This is a genomic window from Nocardioides speluncae (assembly GCF_003121585.1).
Classification (GTDB): domain Bacteria; phylum Actinomycetota; class Actinomycetes; order Propionibacteriales; family Nocardioidaceae; genus Nocardioides; species Nocardioides speluncae.
In genome coordinates this window covers 332,533-354,572 of sequence record NZ_QEOO01000037.1, presented here as the reverse complement: position 1 = coordinate 354,572, position 22,040 = coordinate 332,533, and the positions used below count along the sequence as shown (strand labels likewise).

Genomic DNA, 22,040 nt, shown 5'->3' with positions numbered 1-22,040 from the left:
AGTGATGACCGGTCGAACCACGATCCACATCCCCGGTTTCCGGGGCGATGTGATCGGCCCGCAGCATCCTGGATACGACGGCGCACGAGCCGTCTGGAACGGCAGCGTAGACCGGCGGCCTCGGGTGATCGCCCGCTGCCGTGGTACCGCCGACGTGGCCGCAGCCGTGCACTTCGCCCGCGACCACGATCTCGAGATCGCCGTACGAGGCGGCGGGCACAACGTCGCCGGCACGGCCGTGTGCGACGACGGGATCGTGATCGACCTCTCGGCGATGCGCGCCGTTTCGGTCGATCCCGTCGAGCGCACGGCTCTCGTCCACGGCGGCGCCCTGTGGGGAGACGTCGACCACGAGACACAGGCGCACGGTCTAGCCACCACGGGCGGAATCGTGAGCCACACCGGCGTTGCCGGCGTCACCCTCGGCGGCGGCATCGGCTGGCTGATGCGCAAGCACGGCCTCACCATCGACAACCTCGTCGATGCCGAGGTGGTCACCGCCGAGGGTGAGATCATCCGGGCGTCGGCCCATGACCACCCCGACCTGTTCTGGGCACTGCGAGGCGGAGGCGGGAACTTCGGTGTCATCAGCCGGTTCCGATTCGCGCTGCACCCCGTCGGCCCCACGGTGATGGCCGGGCCGGTGTTCTGGGCCGCCGAGGACACCATCGACGTATTGCGCTTCTACCGCGAGTTCGTCGCCGCCGCGCCCGACGAGCTGGGCACCGTCGTCCGGCTGGGCACGATCCCGCCGCTGCCCGTCATCGGCCGCGAGTTGCACTTCCGGCCCTCGGTCGCCGCGGCCTGCTGCTACGCAGGGCCCGTCGAGGAAGGTGAACAGGCCCTTCGCGCGCTTCGCCGGTTCGGGAACCCGCTCGCCGATCTGGTCACACCGACGCGCTACGTCGACCACCAGAGCGGCCTCGACGACACCGTCCCCCACGGCTGGCACTACTACTGGAAGGGCGCCAGCCTCTCGCAGCTGTCCGACGAGGTCATCGACCTCGTCGCACAGCATGCCTACCGCACCGGGTCGCCGCGGTCGTACGCCGCGATCTTCCACCTCGGCGGCGCTGTCGCCAGGGTCCCCCGCGACGCCACCGCCTCTACCAGCCGCGACGTGGGTCACTACATGAGCATCGACGCCGTCTGGCTCCCCGAACAGGATGACACCGTCCGCACGTCCGAGATCGGTTGGGCCAGGGGATTCTTCCAGGCTCTCCGGCCCCACAGCGCCGGCGTCTACGTCAACTTCCTCGACTCCGACGACGACATCAGCCGCGTCCGCGAGGCGTACGGCGACGACACCTACCTGAGGCTGGCCGAGATCAAGGCGAAGTACGACCCCGAGAACGTGTTCCACAACAACAAGAACATCCAGCCCGCCTAGATGACCGGTCAGCGGGGAGCCGTGGTCAGCGAGGCGGCCAGATCGCGGACCTGCTCCTCGCCGGCCGAGCCGAAAACGATCAGCGTCTGGCCCTCGGACTTGCCGGTCAGCTCGGCCACCAGCGCATAGTCACCACCGTCGTCGGTGAAGCTGCGCCAGCGCGGCGCGACCTGGCTGTCCAGGCTCACCGGGTCACCCTCGGCGGCGTCCTCGTCGACGTACTCCTCGACCAGGTCGGCGGCCGCACGCTCGTTCTGGCGGAGGCCGACGAACCGGTCGCGGTCGGTGAGAATGCCGAGCGCCCACTCGGGCGCGGGCCCGGTGTCGAGGTCGGCGGTGGTCGCCCGCCAGCCCTTGGGCAGCGAGGGCGGGTAGGCGACGGCGAAGCCCTGCTCCTGCGCGTACGGCACCGAGGCGAGATAGTCGACCGGCTCCCGCTCCACCTCGAGCTCGGCGCGAGTGACGGCGCGGAAGACGAGGTAGGCGCCGATCGCCACCAGCGTCACCACCATCGCCCCGACCAGCCCCGCCGTCGACCGCTGATAGCGACCACTGCCGCCCGACTCACTCACGGCGCAACGGTATCCGGGGTGGCTCCGCTGGTTTCGCCCGCCGCTGGTTGAGGAGGTTGCGCGTAGCTTCCGTCTCGAAATCAAGGCGACCCGGCCCGCTGGTCTCGAGACGGTCGCAGAGCGACCTCCTCAACCGGCGGGCCGAATCGCTGATTCGGGCCCTGTGATCTATTTCAGCCGCAGATGCGGCACACTTCTCGTGTGAACGCCTATCGAGTTGCGGAAGCAGCCGAGCTGCTCGGCGTCAGCGACGACACCGTACGCCGCTGGATCGAGGCCGACCGGCTGCCGGCCCACACCGCCGACGGACGGACGGTGGTGGACGGCGCCGACCTCGCCGTACTCGCCGAGTCGCTGGCCGACCACCCGGACCGCGACCGCACCCGCGCCTCGGCCGTCAGTGCCCGCAACCGGCTGGCCGGCATCGTCACCAAGGTCACCAAGGACACCGTGATGGCGCAGGTCGAGCTGGTCTGCGGCCCGTACCGGATGGTGTCCCTGATGAGCAGCGAGGCCGCCGAGGAGCTCGGCCTCGCCCCCGGCATCCGCGCCATCGCCAGCGTCAAGTCCACCAACGTCGTCGTCGAAAGGCCCTAGGCATGTTCACCCGCCGGATCACCGCGGCCGCCGCGCTGCTGCTCGCCCTCCCCCTCACCGCGTGCACCGACGACGGCGACGGCGGCGCCGACGACCCGCAGGTCCTGACCGTGCTGGCGGCCGCCTCGCTGACCGAGGTCTTCGAGGACCTCGGCGACAAGTTCGAGGAGGAGCACCCCGGGACCGAGGTGCGGTTCTCCTTCGATTCCAGCGCGACGCTGGCCGAGCAGGCCGCCGAGGGCGCGCCCGCCGACGTCCTCGCGACCGCCGACCAGACCACGATGCAGACCGCCGTCGATGCGGAGGTCACGACCGAGGAGCCGACCGAGTTCGCCCAGAACGTGCTGGTGATCGCGACCCCGCCGGACGCCGAGGGCCCGGCCAGCCTGGACGAGCTGGACGGTACGACGTGGGTGATGTGCGTGGACACCGCGCCTTGCGGCAAGGTCGCGACCGCGCTGCTCGAGGACGCCGGGATCACCGCGGAGCCGGCCAGCTTCGAGCCGGACGTGAAGGCCGTCCTGGCCAAGGTCACCGGCGGCGAGGCCGACGCCGGCCTGGTCTACGCGACCGACGCGGTGGCCGCCGAGGGTGAGATCGCCAGCCACGACATCGCCGGCTCGGACGCGGCGATCACGTCGTACTTCGTCGCGCCGCTGGGGCAGGCCAAGGACTCCGGGCTCGCCGCCGACTGGGTGCAGCTGGTGAGCGAGAGCGACGCCGAGCTGAAGGACGCCGGGTTCATCGTCCCGTGATGCCCTCATGAGTAGCGACCGGCTGGGCCGGCCCCCGGCCCTGTTGATCGTCCCTGCCGCGCTCGCGACGCTGCTGCTCGTCGTACCGCTGGTCAGCCTGGTCGCGCGGACGCCGTGGCGCCGGCTGCCCGAGCTGTTGTTCACCGAGGAGGTCGGGCTGGCGCTCCGGCTGTCGCTGCTGACCTCGACCGTGGCGCTCGCGGTCTGCCTGGTGCTCGGGCTGCCGCTCGCGTGGTTCCTGGCGCGCACCGACTTCCCGGGCCGGTCGCTGCTGCGGGCCCTGGTGACGGTCCCGCTGGTGCTGCCGCCGGTGGTCGCAGGTGTCGCGCTGCTCGCGGCGTTCGGCCGCACCGGGTCGGTCGGCGGCCCGCTGCGCGACCTGACCGGCATCACGCTTCCGTACACGACGGTGGCGGTGGTGCTGGCGCACGTGTTCGTCTCGATGCCGTTCTTCGTGATCAGCGTCGAGGGGGCGCTGCGCACCGCGGACCCGGCGTACGACGCGGCCGCGGCCACGCTCGGCGCGACCCGCTGGACGACGTTCCGGCGGGTCACGGTGCCGCTGGCGATGCCGGGGATCGTGGCCGGGCTGGTGCTCGGCTGGGCCCGCTCGCTCGGCGAGTTCGGCGCCACGATCACCTTCGCCGGCAACTTCCCGGGCACCACCCAGACGATGCCGTCGCTGGTGTTCGTCGAGCTCCAGCACGACCAGGAGGCGGCCCGCGTGATCTCGCTGGTGATGCTGGCGATCTCGATCGGCGTCCTCACGCTGTTCCGCGACCGCTGGCTGGGGACGCCATGAGCCTCGACGTCCGAGTCGTCGTCCCCGGCCGGGTGGAGGCGGCCTTCACCTCCCCGCTCGGCGAGACGGTCGCGGTGATCGGCCCGAACGGCGCCGGCAAGAGCACCCTGGTCGGCGCCGTCGCCGGCCTGGTCCGCGCCGGCGGCCACGTCCGGCTCGGCAAGGAGGAGCTGACCGAGCGGACCGTACGCGACCGGCGGATCGGCTTCGTCTTCCAGGACAAGCTGCTGTTCCCGCACCTCAGCGCGCTCGCCAACGTCGCCTTCGGCCCACGCTCCCGCGGTACGCCGCGCCGCGCCGCCGAGCAGACGGCCCGCGACTGGCTGGAGCGGCTCGGCATCGGCGACCTGGCCGGCCGCAAGCCGGGCCAGCTCTCCGGCGGCCAGGCGCAGCGGGTCGCGATCGCGCGGGCGCTGGCCACCGACCCGCAGCTGCTGCTGCTCGACGAGCCGATGGCCGGGCTCGACGTCCGGGTGGCGACTGCGCTCCGGATCGAGCTGGCCCACCACCTCGCGGCGTACGGCGGCACCACGCTGCTGGTCACCCACGACGCGCTCGATGCGCTCACCATCGCCGACCGGGTGCTGGTGCTCGACGAGGGCCGGGTCGCTCAGTTCGGCACACCCGCCGAGGTCGCCGCCCAGCCCGCCACCGAGCACGTCGCGCAGCTGGTCGGGCTCAACGTGCTGCGCGACGGGGACCACTTCACCGCCTTCCCGCCGAGCGCGGTCAACGTCAGCCTCGACGAGCCCGCCGGCTCCGCCCGGCTGCACTGGCGCGGCACCGTCACCAACGCCGCTCCGCACGGCGAGGCCCTGCGCCTACGTGCCAGCACCGAGTCCGGCCCGGAGCTGATCGCCGACGTCACCCCCGCCGCCGCCACCGAGCTCAGCCTGGCCCCCGGCCGCGCCGTATGGCTGACGGTCAAGGAGACCGCCGTTCGGCGCTACTGAACCGCAGCGTGCTACGGTTGCGGTACATCGTCACCGCATGTAGGAGAAGCGATGGTTGCCCGCGCCACGTCGTACCGGCTGGACCCTGACGTCAAAGCCCAGCTCGAGCGACAGGCGGTCGCCGAAGGGATCAGCGAGCGGGCGCTCCTCGAGCGCCTGGTCCGCGAAGGCCTGGACACCCTCCATCACCCCGGAGTCGTGTACCGCGACGGACCGTCTGGCCGGCGAGCCGGGCTCGCCGCAGGACCGGACATCTGGGAGGTGGCCTCGGCGCTTCGCCATACCAAGGGACGGCCCGAGCAGCGGATCGCGGATCTCGCCGAGCAGTTCGAGCTCCACCCCCGGCACATCCGGACGGCTATCGAGTTCGCCGCCGCCCACCGTGAGCAGATCGATGCCGACATCGCCGCAAACGATGCCGCGATCGAGGAGGCGCAGGCGCAGGCGAAGCGCCGAGACGACCTCATGGCCTCCTGACGAGCCGCCGGTGCGCTTCCTTCTCGACGAGATGTACCCGCCGTCGACGTGCACGTTCCTGACCGAGCTCGGGCACGACGCCGCACACGTCCGACACCGAGGCCTCGACGGCGCCACCGACCCTGAGGTTGCCGCCCTGGCCCGGGCCGAGAGCCGCGTCTTGGTGACCGAGAACGTCCGGGACTTCGCGCGTGAGCGCGAGGTCGTGGTTGCCTGCGTGCTCAAGGCGCGTCTGCCCGTCAAGGGCATGGCCGCCCGCCTCGCCACCGTCCTCGACCTGTGGGCCGAGCAGGACTCGGAGCCGTACGCCGGGATGCACTGGCCGCAGGCCGCGCAGGACTAGGCGCGCTGCGCTGCCGTGGTCGTCCGCACGATCCGGAACCACGGAACCAGCGCCACCAACAGGCCGAGGGCGGCTGCCATCTCGACCCAAGGAATCGCCCGTACGACGCCTTCGTCGGGGACGCCGGAGAACGGCGCGAGCCGCGCGGCCACGTTCGTGGCGAGAAGCGCGACGATCCAGCCCGTCCACCACAGCCCGAGACGGGTGCCTTCCTTGCTCGGCTCGCGCAGCAGCGCCCGCCGTACGTCGCGCACGACCTGGAACGGGAACCAGAAGCTGACGATCGGCACCCACCAACCCAGCCAGACCCACACCTTGCCGCGGTCGTGGCCATAGTCGGGCGAGATGCGTTCGGCGTTGGCACGCGACGCCTGGAGCCACAGGCAGGCGAAGACGTAGGCGACGAGCAGCGTCGGCAGGAGTAGCAGGTTGGCTGCGTCGTAGGCCAGCACCGGCGCGTCCTCGACCGGTGTCCCCGACCGGGCCATCGAGACCAGCTCCCGCGACGCCTCGTACGACGTCAGCCACACGAAGACCTGGACCAGGGTCAGCGACGCCGCGGTGACCACGGTGCCGATCGCCAGCCAGGTCGGCGGCGAGATCGGGCCGGAACGGTCGGTCATGGGCTCCCCCAGGTCGTCGAATCGGAGTGAGCGTAGCCGGTCATCGAGGCGCCGCATCGCCCGCCAGGCGATGGGCCAGGCCGTCGAGGATCAGGTCGAGCCCGATGTCGAACTCCTCGCCGAAGTCGTAGCCGGGCTGTAGGGCGCGTTCGACGGCGAACTCCTGGAGGTAGCGCAGCTCGCCTTCGGGCAGGTCGCCGAACAGATCCTCGCCGAGATCCGCGAGGTCCGCCTCGCCCTCGAACGGCAGCGCCAGCTCTTGGACCAGGAAGCCGTAGAGGTGGGCGTCGAGCAGCGCGAAGGCGTTCCCGGTCAGCGACACCGAGAAGCCGGCCTCCCGCAGGCAGCCCAGGACCGCGTCGTGGTGCCGGAGGTTCGCCGGCCCGGGGTTGCGGCGGGAGTCCATCAGCCCGACCGCCCATCGGTGCCGCTTGAGTACGGCGCGCCCGGATCGTGACCGCTCGCGCATCTGGTCCGCCCAGTCGCCGCCGACCTCGGGCAGATGCATCTCGCCGAAGACCACGTCGACCATGCTGTCGAGCAGGTCGTCCTTGTTCTTCACGTGGTGGTAGAGCGACATCGCCTCCACCCCGAGCCGGCGCGCGACCGTGCGCATTGAGAGCGCAGCCAGGCCGTCCGCGTCGGCGATCGCCACGGCGACCTCCAGGACGCGGTCCCGGCTCAGCGGCGTCTTCGGTGACTTCGGCATCGATCTCCTCCCGAGGCTTGCTGTTCTTACGGCGTAAGCCGAGGCTGTGCGACGGGAAACTTACACTGTAAGGGAGCGATCGAGATGTCATCGAGAACGAGCGGACGGATCATCGGCGGCCTGGTGCTGGCCGCGTTCGTCCTGTACGGCGGCGGCAGCGCCCTGGTCGACGCGGCCGGAGACCGACAAGCCGCCGGCGCGGTGTTGATGCTGCTGAACTCACTGGGCGTGGCCGCGATCGGCGTCCTCGCCTGGCCGGTGCTGCGGCGTACCGACCCACTTGCGGCGACCGGCTACCTCGCCACCCGGATCGTCGAGGCGACGCTGCTCGCCGTCGGCACGGTGCTGGCGCTGGCCCACGCACCGGCGGCAGCCGAGCACCTCTACTGGATCGCGATGGTCGCGCTCGGCCTGGGCAGCCTGCCGTTCTGTCAGGCCCTGCGCCGGGCCCGACTGGTGCCGGCGCCGCTGGCGGTCTGGGGCATGGCCGGCTACGCCTGCCTGGCGGCCGGCGGTCTGCTCGAGCTGCTCGCCATCGATGTGCTCGGTGGCGGCGGCCTGCTCTTCTCGGCGCCGGGCGGACTGTTCGAGGTCGTGTTCGGCATCCTGCTGCTGGTCCGGGGCTTCCCCGAGCCGGCCGCGGCAACCGGCGTACCCACGACTGAGCTGGCGGCCAGCCATGGCTGACACCTCACCCCAGGCCGCCGCCCGCGCGGCCGGCGCCAGCTACATCGCGCTGTTCTTCCTCGGCTTCCTCGCCAACTTCCTCGCCGTCGGCTCGGTCGTCCACGACGACCCGCGCGCCACCTTCACCGACCTGGCCGCCTCGCAGACGCAGTTCCGGGCCGGGATCGCGGCGTTCCTCGTCGTGCTGATCCTCGACATCGTGATCGCGTGGGGGCTGCTGGTGCTGCTCCGGGAGGTACGGCGCGACCTGGCGCTGCTGGCCGCCTGGTTCCGGCTGGTCTACACCGCAATCCTCGGCCTGGCCGTGGTCTTCCTGTACGCCGCACTCCAGGCGACCGGCGACGACCAGGCCCTCTCGGCGTTCACCCAGGACCAGCTCGACGCCGCCGCCCAGCTCTCCCTCGACACCTTCGAGTTCGCCTTCGTGTTCGGCCTGGCCTGCTTCGGCGTCCACCTGATCCTGATCGGCCGGCTCGTGGTCCTCGCCGGCAGCGCGCCAACCCTCCTGGGCCGGCTGCTCATGGTCGCCGGCGCGGCGTACGCGGTGGACGGGCTGGCGCACATCCTGCTCAGCGACTACGAGCGGTACGCCGACGCGTTCATGGTTGTCGTGGCGGTGTCGGCGGTGGTCGCCGAGGTCTGGCTCGGGGTGTGGCTGGTGCGCGTGGGCTGGGCCCGCCGACCGCTTCCGGACAGCGACCCGAGTCATCCCGTTGGATCGGGTGCCGAACGCCCCCAGCGCGCGTAGGATCAGGCGATCGGTCAGCGACCGGACGCGCTGGCCTATCCCGGGAGCGTGTCATGTCCAACTTGCTTGATGCCGTCGGTCTTTCCGCCACAGACAGTGACGTGTATCTGGTGCTGATGGGTGGCCAGAGCATGCACCTCGACGAGATCTGCGACAAGGTCGAGCTGCCCGCCGCCACGGTGAAGGCCAGCATGCGCGTGCTGCTGGACCACGGGCTCGCCCAGCAGGAGTCGTTCGTCGAGCCGGTCTTCCGGGCGATCTCGCCCGACGTCGCAATCCCGATGCTGATCGACCGGCGCCGGCGCGACCTCACCGCGCTACAGGGCAAGGTCGACGAGCTGGCGCTCTCCGGCCATGTCGGCCGGTCGGCCGAGAGCCCGGTGGAACGGGTGATCGGCGAGGCGGCCGTGCTCGATATGTGCATCCGGGTGCAGGGCGAGGCGGAGAAGGAGCTGCTGGTCCTGGACTGCCCGCCGTACCTCGCCGGCGGCGTGGTGCCCAACGACAGCCAGTTCCCCGCGCTCGAGCGCGGGGTGCAGTACCGCTGCGTCTATCACCCCGACTCTCTGGTGGCGCCCGACGCGGTCGACCAGATGAGACGGTGCGTCGAGGCCGGCGAGGAGGCGCGGATCTCGGCAGAAGCCGTGCCCAAGCTGATGATCGCCGACGGCAGCGTGGCGCTGGTCATCGCGTCCGGGCAGGCACCCGACGCGGCGGTCCGGCTGCTGGTCCGCCAGTCGTCGCTGCTCGACCTCCTCGTCGACCACTTCGAGCGGGTCTGGGACAGCGCCGTACCGATCGACGCGCCGGCCGAGACCGAGGAGGTCTCCGCCCGCGACCGCGAGCTGCTGACCCTCCTGGCCGCCGGCATGAAGGACCGCACCATCGCCCGGGCGCTCGGCGTCACCGAGCGGACCGTCGGCCGGCGGGTCACCGAGCTGATGTCACGGCTGGACGCGGACACCCGCTTCCGCGCTGGTGTCCGGGCCGCCCAGCGAGGCTGGATTTCCGGTCACCCCAACCGGTCGGAACCGGTCATATAACACATTTTGCCGTCGACTTCCGGACATTGTCCGGTCTCTCCCTGTGGCGTGGGTCACTCGCACACTTATGTTCCCTTTCTGGACTCACTAGGCGGCGTAACGGGGGCCGCCAATGCCGCCGAGTCCACTGGTGCCGCTCACAAGACGGTGCCTCGGGCGCCGCCGCCACCACCGGCAGCCCAGACGAAAGGGAGCACAATGAAGCGCAGAAGCTATCGCACCCTGGCCGCCATCGCAGCCGGAGCGACCATGGCAGCAGGGCTGTCACTGCTTGCCGCCGTCCCCACCCAAGCGGTCTCCGCCGCCGAGCCCACGATCCGAGGTGCTGGTGCTGAGGGCGCCATCGCCGGCGAGTACCTCGTGGTCTTCAAGAACCAAGGTCTCGGCGTCGCCGCCTCCCGGCGTACCGCCAACGAGATGGCCGCCGAGCACGGCGGTCAGATCACCTACCGCTACGGCAGCGCGATCGACGGCTACGCCGCCAAGATGACCGAGAAGCAGGCCCTCTCGGTCGCGGCCGACTCCCAGGTCGAGTACGTCGAGCAGGCCGCCAAGTACGTCGCCCTCGACACCCAGCCGAACCCGCCAAACTGGGGCGACGACCGGATCGACCAGCGCGACCTGCCGCTCAACCAGAGCTACACCTACCCGGCCAACGCCGGCCAGGGCGTGCACGTCTACGTCATCGACACCGGCATCAACACCAGCCACAACGAGTTCACCGGCCGCACCGGGAACGGCCGGGACACCGTCGACAACGACAACACCGCAACCGACTGCCACGGCCACGGCACCCACGTCGCCGGCACCGCCGTCGGCACGACGTACGGCGTCGCCAAGAAGGCCACCGTGCACCCGGTCCGCTCGCTGAACTGCCAGGGCAGCGGCTCCACCACCGGCCTGGTCGCCGGCTTCGACTGGGTGGTCGCCAACGCGATCAAGCCGGCCGTGGTCAACTACAGCGTCGGCTGCCAGTCCCGCTGCCCGGCGGGCGCGATCAATGATGCGGTCAACCGCCTGATGAACAGCGGTGTGGCGTTCGTGCAGGCGGCCGGCAACGCCAACGACGACGCCTGCTTCTACGGCGAGAAGAACAACCTGGCCGCGATCACCGTCGGCTCGATGACCATCTCCGACGCCCGGTCCAGCTTCTCCAACTGGGGCACGTGCCTGGACCTGTTCGCGCCCGGCTCGAACATCATCTCGGCGTGGTACACGAGCAACACCGCCACCAACACGATCAGTGGTACGTCGATGGCCTCGCCGCACGTCGCCGGTGTGGCCGCGCTCTACCTCGGTCAGAACCCCAGCGCCACCCAGGCGCAGGTCCAGACCGCGCTGGTCAACAACTCCACCCCCGACACCCTGACCGGCGTCGGGACCGGCTCGCCGAACCGGATGCTCTACATGGGCTTCCTCAACGGTGGTACGCCGGGCGAGGTGACCGTGGCCAACCCCGGTAACCAGACCTCCACGGTCGGTACCGCGGTGAACCGCACCAACTCCGCCTCGGGTGGCACCGCGCCGTACACCTGGAGCGCGACCGGCCTGCCCGCGGGCCTGTCCATCAACTCCAGCAACGGCACGATAACCGGTACGCCGACCACGGCCGGCACGTCCAACGTGACGGTCACCGCGCGCGACAGCTCCAACCCGCAGAAGACCGGCTCGGCGTCGTTCACGTGGACGGTCAACCCGGTGGGCGGCGGCTGCGCGGCGAAGACCAACGGCACCGACTTCGCGATCAACGACTTCTCCACCATCGAGTCGCCGATCGCCATCTCGGGCTGCACCGGCAACGCCTCGGCCACCTCGAAGGTCGCGGTCAGCATCATCCACACCTACATCGGTGACCTGAAGGTCGACCTGATCGCACCTGACGGCTCGGTGTACGTGCTGCACAACCGCTCCGGCGGCAGTGCCGACAACATCAACACCACCTACACCGTCAACCTGTCCAGCGAGGTCCGCAACGGCAACTGGCGGCTGCGGGTGAACGACAACGCCTGGTTCGACACCGGCCGACTCGACACCTGGACCCTCACCCTGTCCTGACCTGAGGAGGGTCGACCCCACAGCGAGCGCCCGGCCGGATTCGGCCGGGCGCTCGTTGTCGTCCGCCACCATTGGGTGCGTCGCACCGCTCCCTCTGTCAGCGGCGCCGCCCGCGCCCCGCCCCGTTCGCACGCGGGACGGGCGCGATGGCGCCTGGCGTCCTGTGTGTATCGCCGGAGCCGGACGGGCCCGGCGCGTTCTCCGCCCCGGAACGGTGTACGAGTAGGGGTTGGTGTGGATAGCCGAAGACCAGCAAGAATACCTACGCGGTTAGGAGCGCCTTCCGAACTGACATCCCGCGCGAACGCAAAGCTAGGGTCGGTGGGCTATTAGAGCGCGCGACGTGATCTTCTGAACAAACCTGCCCGATGGAAACTCATCACTCAGGACCCGGCGCACCTCCTGCTCGAATGCGCGTCGGTGATCGTCGTCTCGGAACTGGGCGGGCGTCGACCATGAAAGCGAAAACTGTAGGCCGATAAGTGAATCTAGATCGCGCTCGTACTCCCATTCCCAGGTGGCTTCTTCGACGCCGGAGAACGGCGAGTCATCTAGAATGCTCTCAACTGGTACGGGATCGGGCAGGTGTAGTCCCTTACCAGCCCGCCGATGCGGCCCGAGGTACTTCTTTCGAACATCAGCAATCACATGATCCCACGGCCCCTTTTCGGCTCCGGCGACGCCTCCGGTCGCTACTACGACCGCACCGTCCTCGCGTGTTAGCTCATCCAGGACGCGAAGAACCTCCGCCCGATCCATCCAGTGAAATGCGGCGGCAATCACGGTCAGGTCGAGTTTTGGTAGAGCCATCTCGGCGAGCCCGTATGAGTCGCCACGTCGCCAATCGATGTTTCGTCGGCCTGCATCCCGCGCCCAACGAGCACCTTCGGCAAGCATTGACGGTTCGGGATCAACCGCGATGACACTTTGAACATGTCGCGAGAGTGGGATCGTGAACAGGCCAGTTCCACACCCGAGGTCGAGCACCACTTGGCTGCCGTCGAGGCTAAGTCGTGCGCGAAGATGTTCAAACATCTGGTCCGGATAGGCAACTCGGTACCTGGAGTAATACTCCGCCGTCGTGTCGAACAACTCTCCCGGATTGTACGGAGCGCTCTGGTCTACCGGTGCCTGATTGGCCTTCGGTTCACTCTCGCGGGACACGCGCCGAGGATAGCAAGGACCTGACGCGGTCATCGGGGCGCCGCTGCTTGTCGATCAGCATCTGGACGGTAGAGCGGACAGTCGTCGATGCTGCGAAGTGTTCGGGGGAAATGCGCCGGGCCTGCGACAATGCGGCTGTTGCCGATTCCGAATCACTGTTCAGTAAATGCGCACGCGCCATGTCGATCCAATAGTACGCTTGGCGCTCGCGCGCAACATCGGAGTTGAACCGAATGTGCTTACCGATCGCGAGCGCGGAACCAGGATTCTTCAGGATGACAGCAGCTCCGAGCCGAAACACTTCGATGCTGGTCGGACCCACGGCAGATTCGTGGACCACTCGGTCGCCGGTCCCGGCCACCGCGCTCGCAGCCTCATTCAAGTGCCCTATTGCCGTTGCAGCATCCGCCTGTCGTGCAGCGGTCATTCCTAGGTACGTGTGAAGCCTGCTGTATACAGCCGCGGCATCCGCATTCGTTCCGATCTTAGCTTCAAGGGGCGACGTTGCGGTCAGCAGAAGTTGGCGCGCTTCTACGTCAGCGCCGATTCGCCCGAGCGCCTCGGCGCGCAGGTATTGCGTGGTTGCGCCGAGAAGTTCGCTCCCAGATCGTTCGGCCGCCCAGGCCATTCGTTCGATTGCCGTAAGCGAGAGGTCGATGTGGCCAAACTTGTGTGCCAGGCTATTTGCCGCGCGGTATACGTATGCGAGTAGCACATAGGTGCGCTCTCCGTACTGTGGCGCGCCGGCCACTAACTGCCGAATCAGTTCCGGCAGAATCGGGGAGATTCGAGAGTACGTGGCAGCTCTTCGCCATTCCCCAACCTGAGCAACCTGATGTTCAAGTGCGGAAAGCGGCCGGAGGACCAGACTGTCGTCCACCAGATCACCTGCTGCCAACGTGAGGCGAAGCCTGTCAACCGTAATTCCCACCGGTTGAGTTGGCGCATCACCCGGTGAGTATAGATCTTCGGGATCGACCCCCAAATGACCTGCGACGGCGGCTACCCATCCTTCAGAAGGCGTCGCGTACCCGGATTCCACTTTCGTAAGCATGCTGATGCTCACGTGGGCGCGCATCGCCAATTGGACCTGTGTCAGGCCCTGCATCTTGCGGTATCGAGCGATCCGCCGCCCGAGATTGGCCGCTCCCGTCATGCCGGGAGACTATCACCGAACGTTGAAAGTCCATTGAAAGTTCCTGGCCAGATTCCTTCCTAACGTTGTGATCATGACGGCTGTGCAGTCCGAACCAAGGCAGCAGATCGACGGTGAGCGGGTCAGCTCCCGACCAGACGTGGCCTCTTGCTGCGTCGAGCGGGTGCGGGTGTGGTTCGGCGCGCATGTTGTGGCCGACTACGTGGCGGACCCAAAGGCTGCCGAGCGGTATGCAAGGGCGATGCGGCAGCGGTTCGCGGGTCTGCGTGTGACCTGCGAGCGTGCAGCGTCGTCAACGGTTGTGGCGAAGCCGTTGCCCAGTGAGCGGTTGTGGGAGCTGACTCCGTGAGCGAGTTCCGCGGCGGTGTAGAGGGCCCGCCTGGTCGGCCGTTGGCGCTGGGCTACATCCGTGAGGACCGATGGATGAGCGAGGAAGAACTTGCCCGCGCTACGTGCTTGCTGAGCGAGTTCGCCGACCGTGAAGGTTACGCGCTCGGGACCGTGTACATCGAGCGGGTCGAGCGGACCCCGGCCGCGTTCGAGGCGCTGATCGCGTCCGTGATCCGTGACGAGGCACGGGCCATCGTCGTGCCCGGGTTCGAGCATCTGCAGTTGATCGGGTCTGCGCGGGAACTGGCCGCGCACATGGCCAAAACGACCGGCGCCCGTGTCCTCAACGCCGACCCCGCACGCCACCGCGAGCGCAACACGGCGCCCGCTGCACCGGCCGCTGCGGGGAAGGTTGGGCCGACATCTCTCGGGTGTGAGTGGTGAGCGGCAGCGTTCCGCTGTCGTGCGTGCGGCGGTTCGTGCTGGATCGGGTCATTGACGTGTCCGGGGTCAGCGGGGTCGGGCTGATCGCCGAGGGCGTGGAGTGGTCGGACGGCACCGCATCGATGCGCTGGACCGGCGAACATCGGTCGATCACGTTGTGGCCGGGCGGCGTCCCGGTCCTGGAAGCGGTCCATGGCCACGGCGGCGCAACCAAGGTCGTCTACCTCGACCCCGCCGACGGCCCACGCCCCTGCCTGCCCACGCAACCGCTGCGGCCACCGCGCCGCAGATAGCCAGCACCACGCCATCCCCCGATCAGGCGGAGCGGGCCGTAGTCCGAAGCCCGCGCTCGCTCCGCAATTCCCAGCCCGGGGCCGTCCCGGTCGCCGTCTCGGCTCCCAGAACCTTCGAGACGGCGCCTCCACCCGGGCCAGCCCCTTCCACCCCCGCCGAGTTTGGGCGCGCAGGTGTGCGCTCAATTCCAGAGCAGCCAAATCGAGAGAATGGGAAAGAGCCTTGAAGCAATTCATCGTCAGAACTGCGTTGCTGCTAACCGTGCTACTCACAGCAGTCGGCACAAACCCCGGACCGGTAGCAGCAGTGAGCCCATCCCAGCCAGAACAGGCGTCCGCCAAGTGGCGTCCCGGTCGACTCTACGTCGAGCTGCAGAAGCACCGCTACGAGTGCGGGTCGGACATGCTGCCGCTCAAGTGTTGGGACTTCCAGGTGCGGGTTGTTCCTGCGGGTTGGTACAAGGGGAAGAACTTCTATCTCAAGTACAAGTACGAGCGGAACGACAAGGTCATCGACCGGGACAGCGACTCGTGCAAGCCATACACTGACGGCAACAACTGCACTCGGCGGTCGCAAGAATGGACGTACACCGTGCCCCCATCGAAGAACGAACAAATCTGCGTGAACACCTACGGCTACCAGTACGTACAGGAAACCCAGACCGTGTCCGATAGCGAAACACGATGCTTCTGGACCCAGTACAACCCGGCGCTGATCGGTGAGTGATACCGCCAAGTCGGACGCCCTGACGGCCTCCAGCATCGTCGCGATCGTCGCCGCTGCCACCTACGCCGGGTCACTCCCTGACGCGGTGAAGATCAGCGTGACCCGCTACATCAGCGAGCACCCGTCATACGAGCACTACGACGACCCCGTGGAACTCGGCAAGGTACTCGAAGAACTGTCACGACGGGTCGCCGAACTCGCCGACTAGGCACCTACGGCGGCAAACCCAAAGACCCCCGGACAGCCACGCTGGCCGGGGGCTCTGCTATGTCCCGTGGCCGGCTGAACTCCAAACTGCTTCCCCAAAAGGCCCGGCGCTCCAAGGTAGGGGCGTGTCGCCGGCGCTCGGCGGGAAGTGTGGGACACACCGGCCGAAACGTCACAGGACGAGCAGGGCGATGACGATCACTACGAGGACGAGCGCGGCGATGGCAATCGTTCGGGTGGTCATGGCGGGTGACTCTCCTTCGGTTGGTGGCTGGCAGTTCCGGTACCCACCTGACGGAGCCACATACGTATTGACCGGCGATTCAGTCCTCGCCCCTGCTCTCCCGGTCCTGCAGCCCGATGGCGGCGCGCAGCCTCCTGGTCCTGGGCGCGCGAGGCGAAGTTGTCGAACCAGCCACGGCCCGGCGCTGGAACGATCCAACTGCGGAGGCACCGGTTCCGGTCAAGGAAACCCACCCAAACCGATAACATTCGCGCCATGTCCGACCTCACGCCGCCGGAGCTCTCCGTTGCCCCCGAGTCCCCCGACCGCAACCTCGCGCTGGAGCTGGTGAGGGTCACCGAAGCGGCGGCGATGGCCGCCGGCCGCTGGGTCGGGCGCGGCGACAAGAACGGCGCCGATGGCGTGGCCGTGAACGCGATGCGGGTGATGATCTCCAGCATCGGCATGAACGGCACCGTGGTGATCGGCGAGGGCGAGAAGGACAACGCCCCGATGCTCTACAACGGCGAGCAGGTCGGCGACGGCACCGGCCCGGAGTGCGACGTCGCGGTCGACCCGATCGACGGCACCACGCTCACCGCGAAGGGGATGACCAACGCGATCAGCGTGCTGGCGGTGTCGCCGCGGGGCTCAATGTACGACCCGTCCGCGGTGTTCTACATGGAGAAGCTCGCCACCGGCCCGGAGGCGGCCGCCGTGGTCGACATCCGCAACCCGGTCGCGGAGAACATCCACCAGGTCGCCAAGGCGAAGGGCTCCCAGCCCGAGGACGTCACCGTCGTACTCCTGGACCGGCCGCGGCACGCCAAGCTGGTCGACGAGATCCGGGCGACCGGCGCCCGGATCAAGTTCATCACCGACGGCGACGTCGCCGGTGCGATCATGGCCGCCCGGCCGGACACCGGCATCGACCTGCTGCTCGGCATCGGCGGTACGCCGGAAGGCATCATCACCGCCTGCGCGATGAAGGCGATGGGCGGGGTGATCCAGGGTCGGCTCTGGCCGATCGACGACGACGAGCGGCAGCGGGCGCTGGACGCCGGCCACAACCTCGACCCCGACCACGTGCTGATGACCGACGACCTGGTCACCGGCGACGACTGCTTCTTCGTCGCCACCGGCATCACCGACGGCGAGCTGATGAAGGGGGTGCGCTACCGCGGCAGCGGCGCCACCACCCACTCGCTGGTGATGCGCTCACGCAGCGGCACCATCCGCAACATCATCTCCGAGCACCAGCTGCAGAAGCTGCGCGCCTACTCCGCGATCGACTTCGACCGCGGCGCGCACGAGTAAATGGGGATAGTCCAGAACGTTTGACATCACGTTCGGCCGAAAATTGATGTCAAACGTTCTGGACTATCCGTCGACCGACGCGGCAGGCCGGGCGTTCGCGGACGGGCGGGAGTAGCTCAGCCGGCGGGGAGTGCCGTCAGGGCCGATGCGGCCCCGGCGGCGGCACGGTGCCGGCCGAGAGTGGCCACGATCTTCTCCAGCACGGCCGGGTCGATCACCATCCCGCAGTGCGAGGCGCGGACCTCGATCGCGTCGCCGTCCGCCTCGTAGCAGGAGTGCGGGTCGACGATGCCGTCGCGCAGCGACCAGAACGCGGTGAACTCCACGTCGTCCGGCACCGGCGAGCGGAGCTCGTCGAAGCTCTGCTGGGCGCAGGCTCCGGTGACGCACTCGCGCGACATCACACCGGGCACGCCGGCCTTGCTGAGCTGCATCAGCACCAGCAGGCTGGCCGCGAGCAGCGGGTGGTGGGCACCCGGCGCGGAGATCGGGCTGCCGAGCGAGATCACGCCGGACACCAGGTCCGGGCGGCGTACCGCCAGGCCGCGGCCGAGCAGGCCGCCCAGGCTGTGACCGACGATCCGGACCCGGCTGCCGCGCCGGTCGGCAATCGTCTCCAGCCGCCGCTCCAGGCGGGCGGCGTTGGCCATCACGCATGAGATGTTGGCCGGGATGTGAGCACGGTAGGTGCGGTAGCCCGCCGTCCGCAGCCGCTTGCCGAGCAGGCCGAGCGTGTAGTCGCCGGCCATGAACCCCGGAACCATCAGCACCGGCTCGCCGCCCTCGGGCTGCGGCACCGCCGTGTCGTCGACAACCCGGTGTCCAACGCGCTGCCCGACCTGGTGGGCGACGTAGCGGCCGAACTCGGGACCCACGCGCAGCTCTCGGCGCAGGGCGCTGGCCCGTGGCGGCGCGTAGCCGGGCGGGCACAGGTATGACGGCGTCGGTGTGTTCACACTCACAAAAGTAGGCCTTTCCACCGACAGAAGTCATCAAACCGTCAACCAGGCAAGGCAAATCGTGATCTTCGGTGCTTGACTGGAACGCATGACTTTCCAGGCCGCGAGCCGTCCCGAGGTCGCCCAGTCGGCCGAGATCAGCGCCCCACTCGCCAACGGAATCGAGCTCTGCTACCAGACCTTCGGCGAGCCCACCGACGACCCGCTGCTGCTGGTGATGGGCCTGGGCGGACCGATGACCTGGTGGGACGCCGACCTGTGCCGGCTACTGGCGAGCCGCGGGTTCTTCGTCATCCGCTACGACAACCGCGACACCGGCCGCGCCTCCCGGCTGCGGGACCGGGTGAACCGCCGGATGCTGGTCCGGGCGTACGCCGGACGGCCGGTCGCCGTGCCGTACTCGCTCACGGACCTGGCCGACGACGCCGTCGGCCTGCTGGACCACCTCGGCATCGCGCGGGCCCACGTCGTCGGCGTCTCGATGGGTGGCATGATCGCGCAGACCGTGGCGATCGAGCACGCCGACCGGGTCGCCTCGCTGACCTCGATCATGTCCACCACCGGCCGCCGTACCGTCGGCTGGGCGCACCCCAAGCTGATCCCGAACCTGCTCGCCCACGGCTCGGACACCGCCGAGGGGTACGTCGCCGACGCGCAGGTGGTCTGGGGCCGGATCGGCTCGCCGGGCTACCCCGAGTCACCCCAGGTTCTGCGCGACCGGGCGCTGGAGACCTGGGAGCGCGGCCAGGGCGGCAGGGACCGGGCCGGCGTGGTCCGGCAGATGCTCGCGGTCCTGACCCAGCCGGACCGCACCTCGGCGCTCGGGCGGCTGCGGATGCCGGTCACGGTGATCCACGGCCTGGACGACCCGCTGGTCAACGTCTCAGGCGGCAGAGCCACCGCGCGCGCCGTACCCGGAGCCGGGCTGCTGCTCGTCCCGGGCATGGGCCACGACCTGCCCGCTGCCCTGTGGGAGCTCTTCGCCGAGACGATCCGGCGCACGGCCGACCGTGCCGGCCGCGATTCTTAAAGTCGCTGGCCGACACGGGGCGCTCGATGCTTGAACGGTAGACAAACTCCTGCCCGAAGGACTAGACCGGAGTACGACGTGTCGGCCGTCACAGGTGGCCTGGCTGGGGAGACACGTCCTCCGACTACGAAGGGGAGGAACGGATGAACCAACCCTCGCAACGTGCGCCACGGGGCGCAGGCCGGCGCAGGGCACTGGTGGCGGGGACCGCGCTGGTCACCGCCGCCGGTCTACTTTCCGCTTGCGGAGGTGACGGCAAGCCGACCCTCCACTGGTACGTCAACCCCGACGGGGTCGACACCTTCGAGACGTACGCGAAGGAGTGCAGCACCGACGACTACGACATCTCGGTCGAGCTGCTGCCGTCGGGTGCCACCGACCAGCGAGTGCAGCTCGCCCGCCGGCTCGCCGCGGAAGACTCCTCCACCGACCTCATGAACCTGGACCCCGTGTTCGTCGCGGAGTTCGCCAACGCGGAGTGGCTGGCCGAGATCCCCGGCGACCTCGCGACCGAGATCACTAACAGCGCCGATGGTGAGGGCGACTACCTCGCCGGCGCCGCCGACACGGTGATCTGGGAGGACAAGGCCTTCGCGATCCCCCTCTGGGCCAACACCCAGGTGCTCTGGTACCGCAAGTCGCTGGCAGATGCTGCCGGGCTGGACATGACCCAACCGGTGACCTGGGAACAGGTGATCCAGGCCGCGGCCGACAACAACGGCAGCGTCGGCGTCCAGGCCAACAAGTACGAGGCGTACATGGTGCTGATCAACGCTCTCGTGCAGGGGGCGGGCGGCGACATCGTCTCCGACACCGAGGCCGGCCGCGACACAAAGGTCGACATCGACTCCGAGGCCGGGAGGGAAGCTGCCGCGATCATCAAGATGCTCGCCGACTCCCAGGCCGCCCAGTCCGATCTCTCGGTGTCGAACGAGGGCACCAGCCTGGGTCGGATGTTCCTGAAGGATGCCAATGCCCCGCAGGGCGCCGGCGAGTTCATGCTGAACTGGACGTTCGTCTACAAGTTCTACCAGGGACAGATCGACGCGCCCGACGGCATCACCCAGGAGCTGTTCGACGACCTCGGCTACGCGCGCTACCCGGCGACGGTCGAGGGCGAGGCATCCAAGCCGCCGATCGGTGGCATCGACATCGGGGTCGGCGCCTACTCGGCCAACCCGGAGTTCGCGATGGAGGCCGCGCAGTGCATCACCTCGACGCAGGCGCAGGTCGACCTCGCGCTGAACAACGGGCTGATGCCGTCGACCAACTCGGCGTACGACGAGGTCGCCGCCAGCGGTGACTTCCCTGAGGACCTCATCGAGCTCTACCGCACCAGCGTCGACGAGGGCGGCCCGCGGCCGAAGAGTGCCTTCTACGCGCTGATCTCCAGCGCGATCCAGGCCCGCTGGCACTCGCCCACCTCGGTGGACCCGGGATCCACGCCGAAGGACTCGGCTGACTATCTGCAAGACGTGCTCGAAGGAAAGGCGCTGCTGTGACGACGTTGACGGCGCCGGCACCGACCGGCAACAAGCCAGTGATCAGCGACCGGTCCCGGGCCGAGAACCGGCTCGGGCAGAAGCTGATCGCCCCGGCGATCGTCCTGATGCTGCTCGTCACGGCGTTCCCGATGCTGCGGGCGATCTACCTGTCCGTGTTCGACTACTCGCTGACGGCACCCGACGATCGCGAGTTCGTCGGACTGTCCAACTACCTGACGGCACTGACCGACCCGCTGTTCTGGCAGACGACTGGGATCACCGTCCTCTACATGGTGGTCACGGTGGCGGTGGAGCTGGTGATCGGCTTCATCTTCGCGATGGTGATGCACCGGGTGATCTTCGCCCGTGGCGTGATCCGGACGTCGATCCTGATCCCCTACGGCATCGTCACCGTCGTCTCGGGTTTCGCCTGGCAGTTCGCGTTCACCTCCACCAACGGATTCGTGAACGGGTGGCTTCCTGGCATCAGTGCCGACTTCAACTGGTTCGGCGAGACCAACTCGGCAGTGATCGCGATCATGGTCTCCGAGATCTGGAAGACCACGCCGTTCATGTCGCTGCTGCTGCTGGCCGGACTGGCCCAGATCTCCGAGGACATGCTCGAGGCGGCCCAGGTCGACGGCGCCACCTGGTGGCAGCGGCTGTGGAAGGTGATCATCCCCAACATGCGGGCGGCGATCATGGTCGCGGTGCTGTTCCGGGCCCTGGACGCCTACCGCATCTTCGACAACATCTTCGTGATGACCAACGGCGCTCAGAAGACGGAGTCGATCAGCTTCCTCACCTACAGACAGACCATCGAACAGTTCCAGCTCGGCATGGGCTCGGCGCTCTCGGTGCTGCTGTTCCTGTCGGTGCTGCTGGTCGCGTTCCTGATCGTCAGGCTGTTCCGCGTCGATCTGGCCGCCGCGCGGCAGGAAGGGTGAGGTAG

At 68.7% G+C, this 22,040-nt stretch carries 25 protein-coding genes; 19 read left to right on the top strand and 6 right to left on the bottom strand.

What is annotated here, in order from left to right:
* Window positions 1-4: 4 nt before the first annotated feature.
* Window positions 5-1,390: an FAD-binding oxidoreductase gene (locus tag DDV73_RS21455; RefSeq protein ID WP_109509284.1), complete on the top strand. Its 1,386-nt coding sequence runs from the start codon at window positions 5-7 to the stop codon at window positions 1,388-1,390.
* Between the two features lie 8 nt (window positions 1,391-1,398).
* Here DDV73_RS21455 and DDV73_RS21450 read toward each other — a convergent pair whose 3' ends face one another.
* Window positions 1,399-1,962, bottom strand: coding sequence for a DUF4245 family protein (locus DDV73_RS21450; RefSeq protein ID WP_154402845.1), 564 nt, complete (start codon window positions 1,960-1,962; stop codon window positions 1,399-1,401).
* Window positions 1,963-2,163: 201 nt separating this feature from the next.
* On the opposite strand from DDV73_RS21450, the gene DDV73_RS21445 reads away from it, so the two are divergent.
* From DDV73_RS21445 to DDV73_RS21420, 6 genes are read left to right on the top strand one after another with little or no spacing between them, the layout of a single operon-like run.
* Window positions 2,164-2,559: a TOBE domain-containing protein gene (locus DDV73_RS21445; RefSeq protein WP_109509282.1), complete on the top strand. Its 396-nt coding sequence runs from the start codon at window positions 2,164-2,166 to the stop codon at window positions 2,557-2,559.
* Window positions 2,560-2,561: 2 nt separating this feature from the next.
* Window positions 2,562-3,314 (top strand): molybdate ABC transporter substrate-binding protein, encoded by a 753-nt coding sequence (gene modA, locus DDV73_RS21440; protein WP_109509281.1) that lies wholly within the window; start codon window positions 2,562-2,564, stop codon window positions 3,312-3,314.
* Window positions 3,315-3,321: 7 nt separating this feature from the next.
* Complete coding sequence (locus DDV73_RS21435) at window positions 3,322-4,116, top strand: ABC transporter permease (protein ID WP_109509280.1); 795 nt, start codon at window positions 3,322-3,324, stop codon at window positions 4,114-4,116.
* Window positions 4,113-5,069, top strand: coding sequence for a sulfate/molybdate ABC transporter ATP-binding protein (locus DDV73_RS21430; protein ID WP_109509279.1), 957 nt, complete (start codon window positions 4,113-4,115; stop codon window positions 5,067-5,069). The genes DDV73_RS21435 and DDV73_RS21430 overlap by 4 nt, the downstream gene beginning before the upstream one ends.
* Window positions 5,070-5,120: 51 nt before the next feature.
* Entirely contained in the window at window positions 5,121-5,546 is a 426-nt protein-coding gene (locus DDV73_RS21425) for a hypothetical protein (RefSeq protein ID WP_109509278.1), read from the top strand.
* Window positions 5,547-5,556: 10 nt separating this feature from the next.
* Window positions 5,557-5,889 carry a DUF5615 family PIN-like protein gene (locus DDV73_RS21420; RefSeq protein ID WP_206051014.1) on the top strand — a complete coding sequence of 111 codons (333 nt, stop codon included), beginning with the start codon at window positions 5,557-5,559 and terminating at the stop codon, window positions 5,887-5,889.
* Here DDV73_RS21420 and DDV73_RS21415 read toward each other — a convergent pair.
* Together DDV73_RS21415 and DDV73_RS21410 are read right to left on the bottom strand one after the other, a co-directional pair.
* Window positions 5,886-6,512 carry a DUF4328 domain-containing protein gene (locus tag DDV73_RS21415; RefSeq protein ID WP_161962492.1) on the bottom strand — a complete coding sequence of 209 codons (627 nt, stop codon included), beginning with the start codon at window positions 6,510-6,512 and terminating at the stop codon, window positions 5,886-5,888. The two genes, DDV73_RS21420 and DDV73_RS21415, sit on opposite strands and share 4 nt — an antisense overlap.
* 40 nt (window positions 6,513-6,552) lie before the next feature.
* Window positions 6,553-7,221 carry a TetR/AcrR family transcriptional regulator gene (locus tag DDV73_RS21410; protein ID WP_109509276.1) on the bottom strand — a complete coding sequence of 223 codons (669 nt, stop codon included), beginning with the start codon at window positions 7,219-7,221 and terminating at the stop codon, window positions 6,553-6,555.
* A gap of 84 nt (window positions 7,222-7,305) precedes the next feature.
* Here DDV73_RS21410 and DDV73_RS21405 point away from each other — a divergent pair, with 84 nt between their 5' ends.
* The 4 genes from DDV73_RS21405 (at window position 7,306) to DDV73_RS21390 (ending at window position 11,754) form a co-directional block, all read left to right on the top strand.
* Complete coding sequence (locus DDV73_RS21405; protein WP_109509275.1) at window positions 7,306-7,908, top strand: DUF4386 domain-containing protein; 603 nt, start codon at window positions 7,306-7,308, stop codon at window positions 7,906-7,908.
* Window positions 7,901-8,656: a DUF4386 domain-containing protein gene (locus DDV73_RS21400; protein WP_161962491.1), complete on the top strand. Its 756-nt coding sequence runs from the start codon at window positions 7,901-7,903 to the stop codon at window positions 8,654-8,656. Before DDV73_RS21405 ends, DDV73_RS21400 begins: the two co-directional genes overlap by 8 nt.
* A 53-nt stretch (window positions 8,657-8,709) precedes the next feature.
* Window positions 8,710-9,699, top strand: coding sequence for a helix-turn-helix transcriptional regulator (locus DDV73_RS21395; protein ID WP_109509273.1), 990 nt, complete (start codon window positions 8,710-8,712; stop codon window positions 9,697-9,699).
* Window positions 9,700-9,897: 198 nt separating this feature from the next.
* On the top strand, window positions 9,898-11,754 hold the full coding sequence (locus tag DDV73_RS21390) for a S8 family serine peptidase (protein WP_206051013.1): 1,857 nt from the start codon (window positions 9,898-9,900) through the stop codon (window positions 11,752-11,754).
* 312 nt (window positions 11,755-12,066) lie between these two features.
* Here DDV73_RS21390 and DDV73_RS21385 read toward each other — a convergent pair whose 3' ends face one another.
* The gene (locus tag DDV73_RS21385; protein WP_206051012.1) at window positions 12,067-12,918 is read right to left on the bottom strand and encodes a class I SAM-dependent methyltransferase; all 852 of its coding nucleotides are present in this window, start codon (window positions 12,916-12,918) and stop codon (window positions 12,067-12,069) included.
* Window positions 12,902-14,074, bottom strand: coding sequence for a helix-turn-helix domain-containing protein (locus tag DDV73_RS21380; RefSeq protein ID WP_109509271.1), 1,173 nt, complete (start codon window positions 14,072-14,074; stop codon window positions 12,902-12,904). The genes DDV73_RS21385 and DDV73_RS21380 overlap by 17 nt, the downstream gene beginning before the upstream one ends.
* Window positions 14,075-14,497: 423 nt before the next feature.
* Here DDV73_RS21380 and DDV73_RS21370 point away from each other — a divergent pair, with 423 nt between their 5' ends.
* From DDV73_RS21370 to glpX, 5 genes are all read left to right on the top strand, one after another.
* Window positions 14,498-14,848 (top strand): hypothetical protein, encoded by a 351-nt coding sequence (locus tag DDV73_RS21370; protein ID WP_109509270.1) that lies wholly within the window; start codon window positions 14,498-14,500, stop codon window positions 14,846-14,848.
* Window positions 14,845-15,141: a hypothetical protein gene (locus tag DDV73_RS21365; protein ID WP_206051011.1), complete on the top strand. Its 297-nt coding sequence runs from the start codon at window positions 14,845-14,847 to the stop codon at window positions 15,139-15,141. The genes DDV73_RS21370 and DDV73_RS21365 overlap by 4 nt, the downstream gene beginning before the upstream one ends.
* 223 nt (window positions 15,142-15,364) lie before the next feature.
* Window positions 15,365-15,868 carry a hypothetical protein gene (locus tag DDV73_RS28070; RefSeq protein ID WP_154402844.1) on the top strand — a complete coding sequence of 168 codons (504 nt, stop codon included), beginning with the start codon at window positions 15,365-15,367 and terminating at the stop codon, window positions 15,866-15,868.
* Window positions 15,861-16,076 (top strand): hypothetical protein, encoded by a 216-nt coding sequence (locus DDV73_RS21355; RefSeq protein ID WP_109509268.1) that lies wholly within the window; start codon window positions 15,861-15,863, stop codon window positions 16,074-16,076. Before DDV73_RS28070 ends, DDV73_RS21355 begins: the two co-directional genes overlap by 8 nt.
* Before the next feature lie 498 nt (window positions 16,077-16,574).
* On the top strand, window positions 16,575-17,615 hold the full coding sequence (glpX, locus tag DDV73_RS21350; protein ID WP_109509267.1) for a class II fructose-bisphosphatase: 1,041 nt from the start codon (window positions 16,575-16,577) through the stop codon (window positions 17,613-17,615).
* A gap of 116 nt (window positions 17,616-17,731) precedes the next feature.
* Here the strand turns inward: glpX and DDV73_RS21345 are convergent, their stop codons facing one another.
* Window positions 17,732-18,571 carry an esterase/lipase family protein gene (locus tag DDV73_RS21345; protein WP_154402843.1) on the bottom strand — a complete coding sequence of 280 codons (840 nt, stop codon included), beginning with the start codon at window positions 18,569-18,571 and terminating at the stop codon, window positions 17,732-17,734.
* A 91-nt stretch (window positions 18,572-18,662) separates the two neighbouring features.
* Between DDV73_RS21345 and DDV73_RS21340 the strand changes: the two genes are divergently transcribed.
* The 3 genes from DDV73_RS21340 (at window position 18,663) to DDV73_RS21330 (ending at window position 22,035) form a co-directional block, all read left to right on the top strand.
* Window positions 18,663-19,604 (top strand): alpha/beta fold hydrolase, encoded by a 942-nt coding sequence (locus DDV73_RS21340; RefSeq protein WP_109509265.1) that lies wholly within the window; start codon window positions 18,663-18,665, stop codon window positions 19,602-19,604.
* A gap of 197 nt (window positions 19,605-19,801) precedes the next feature.
* On the top strand, window positions 19,802-21,106 hold the full coding sequence (locus DDV73_RS21335; RefSeq protein ID WP_206051010.1) for an extracellular solute-binding protein: 1,305 nt from the start codon (window positions 19,802-19,804) through the stop codon (window positions 21,104-21,106).
* Entirely contained in the window at window positions 21,103-22,035 is a 933-nt protein-coding gene (locus DDV73_RS21330; RefSeq protein ID WP_240617396.1) for a carbohydrate ABC transporter permease, read from the top strand. Before DDV73_RS21335 ends, DDV73_RS21330 begins: the two co-directional genes overlap by 4 nt.
* The last annotated feature ends 5 nt before the right edge of the window (window positions 22,036-22,040 follow it).

Coding starts and splice junctions, on each gene's coding strand:
- DDV73_RS21455 (WP_109509284.1), top strand. CDS start 5: ATGACCGGTCGAACCACGATCCACATCCCCGGTTTCCGGGGCGATGTG.
- modA (WP_109509281.1), top strand. CDS start 2,562: ATGTTCACCCGCCGGATCACCGCGGCCGCCGCGCTGCTGCTCGCCCTC.
- DDV73_RS21435 (WP_109509280.1), top strand. CDS start 3,322: ATGAGTAGCGACCGGCTGGGCCGGCCCCCGGCCCTGTTGATCGTCCCT.
- DDV73_RS21430 (WP_109509279.1), top strand. CDS start 4,113: ATGAGCCTCGACGTCCGAGTCGTCGTCCCCGGCCGGGTGGAGGCGGCC.
- DDV73_RS21425 (WP_109509278.1), top strand. CDS start 5,121: ATGGTTGCCCGCGCCACGTCGTACCGGCTGGACCCTGACGTCAAAGCC.
- DDV73_RS21415 (WP_161962492.1), bottom strand. CDS start 6,512: ATGACCGACCGTTCCGGCCCGATCTCGCCGCCGACCTGGCTGGCGATC.
- DDV73_RS21410 (WP_109509276.1), bottom strand. CDS start 7,221: ATGCCGAAGTCACCGAAGACGCCGCTGAGCCGGGACCGCGTCCTGGAG.
- DDV73_RS21405 (WP_109509275.1), top strand. CDS start 7,306: ATGTCATCGAGAACGAGCGGACGGATCATCGGCGGCCTGGTGCTGGCC.
- DDV73_RS21400 (WP_161962491.1), top strand. CDS start 7,901: ATGGCTGACACCTCACCCCAGGCCGCCGCCCGCGCGGCCGGCGCCAGC.
- DDV73_RS21395 (WP_109509273.1), top strand. CDS start 8,710: ATGTCCAACTTGCTTGATGCCGTCGGTCTTTCCGCCACAGACAGTGAC.
- DDV73_RS21390 (WP_206051013.1), top strand. CDS start 9,898: ATGAAGCGCAGAAGCTATCGCACCCTGGCCGCCATCGCAGCCGGAGCG.
- DDV73_RS21380 (WP_109509271.1), bottom strand. CDS start 14,074: ATGACGGGAGCGGCCAATCTCGGGCGGCGGATCGCTCGATACCGCAAG.
- DDV73_RS21370 (WP_109509270.1), top strand. CDS start 14,498: ATGAGCGAGGAAGAACTTGCCCGCGCTACGTGCTTGCTGAGCGAGTTC.
- glpX (WP_109509267.1), top strand. CDS start 16,575: ATGTCCGACCTCACGCCGCCGGAGCTCTCCGTTGCCCCCGAGTCCCCC.
- DDV73_RS21340 (WP_109509265.1), top strand. CDS start 18,663: ATGACTTTCCAGGCCGCGAGCCGTCCCGAGGTCGCCCAGTCGGCCGAG.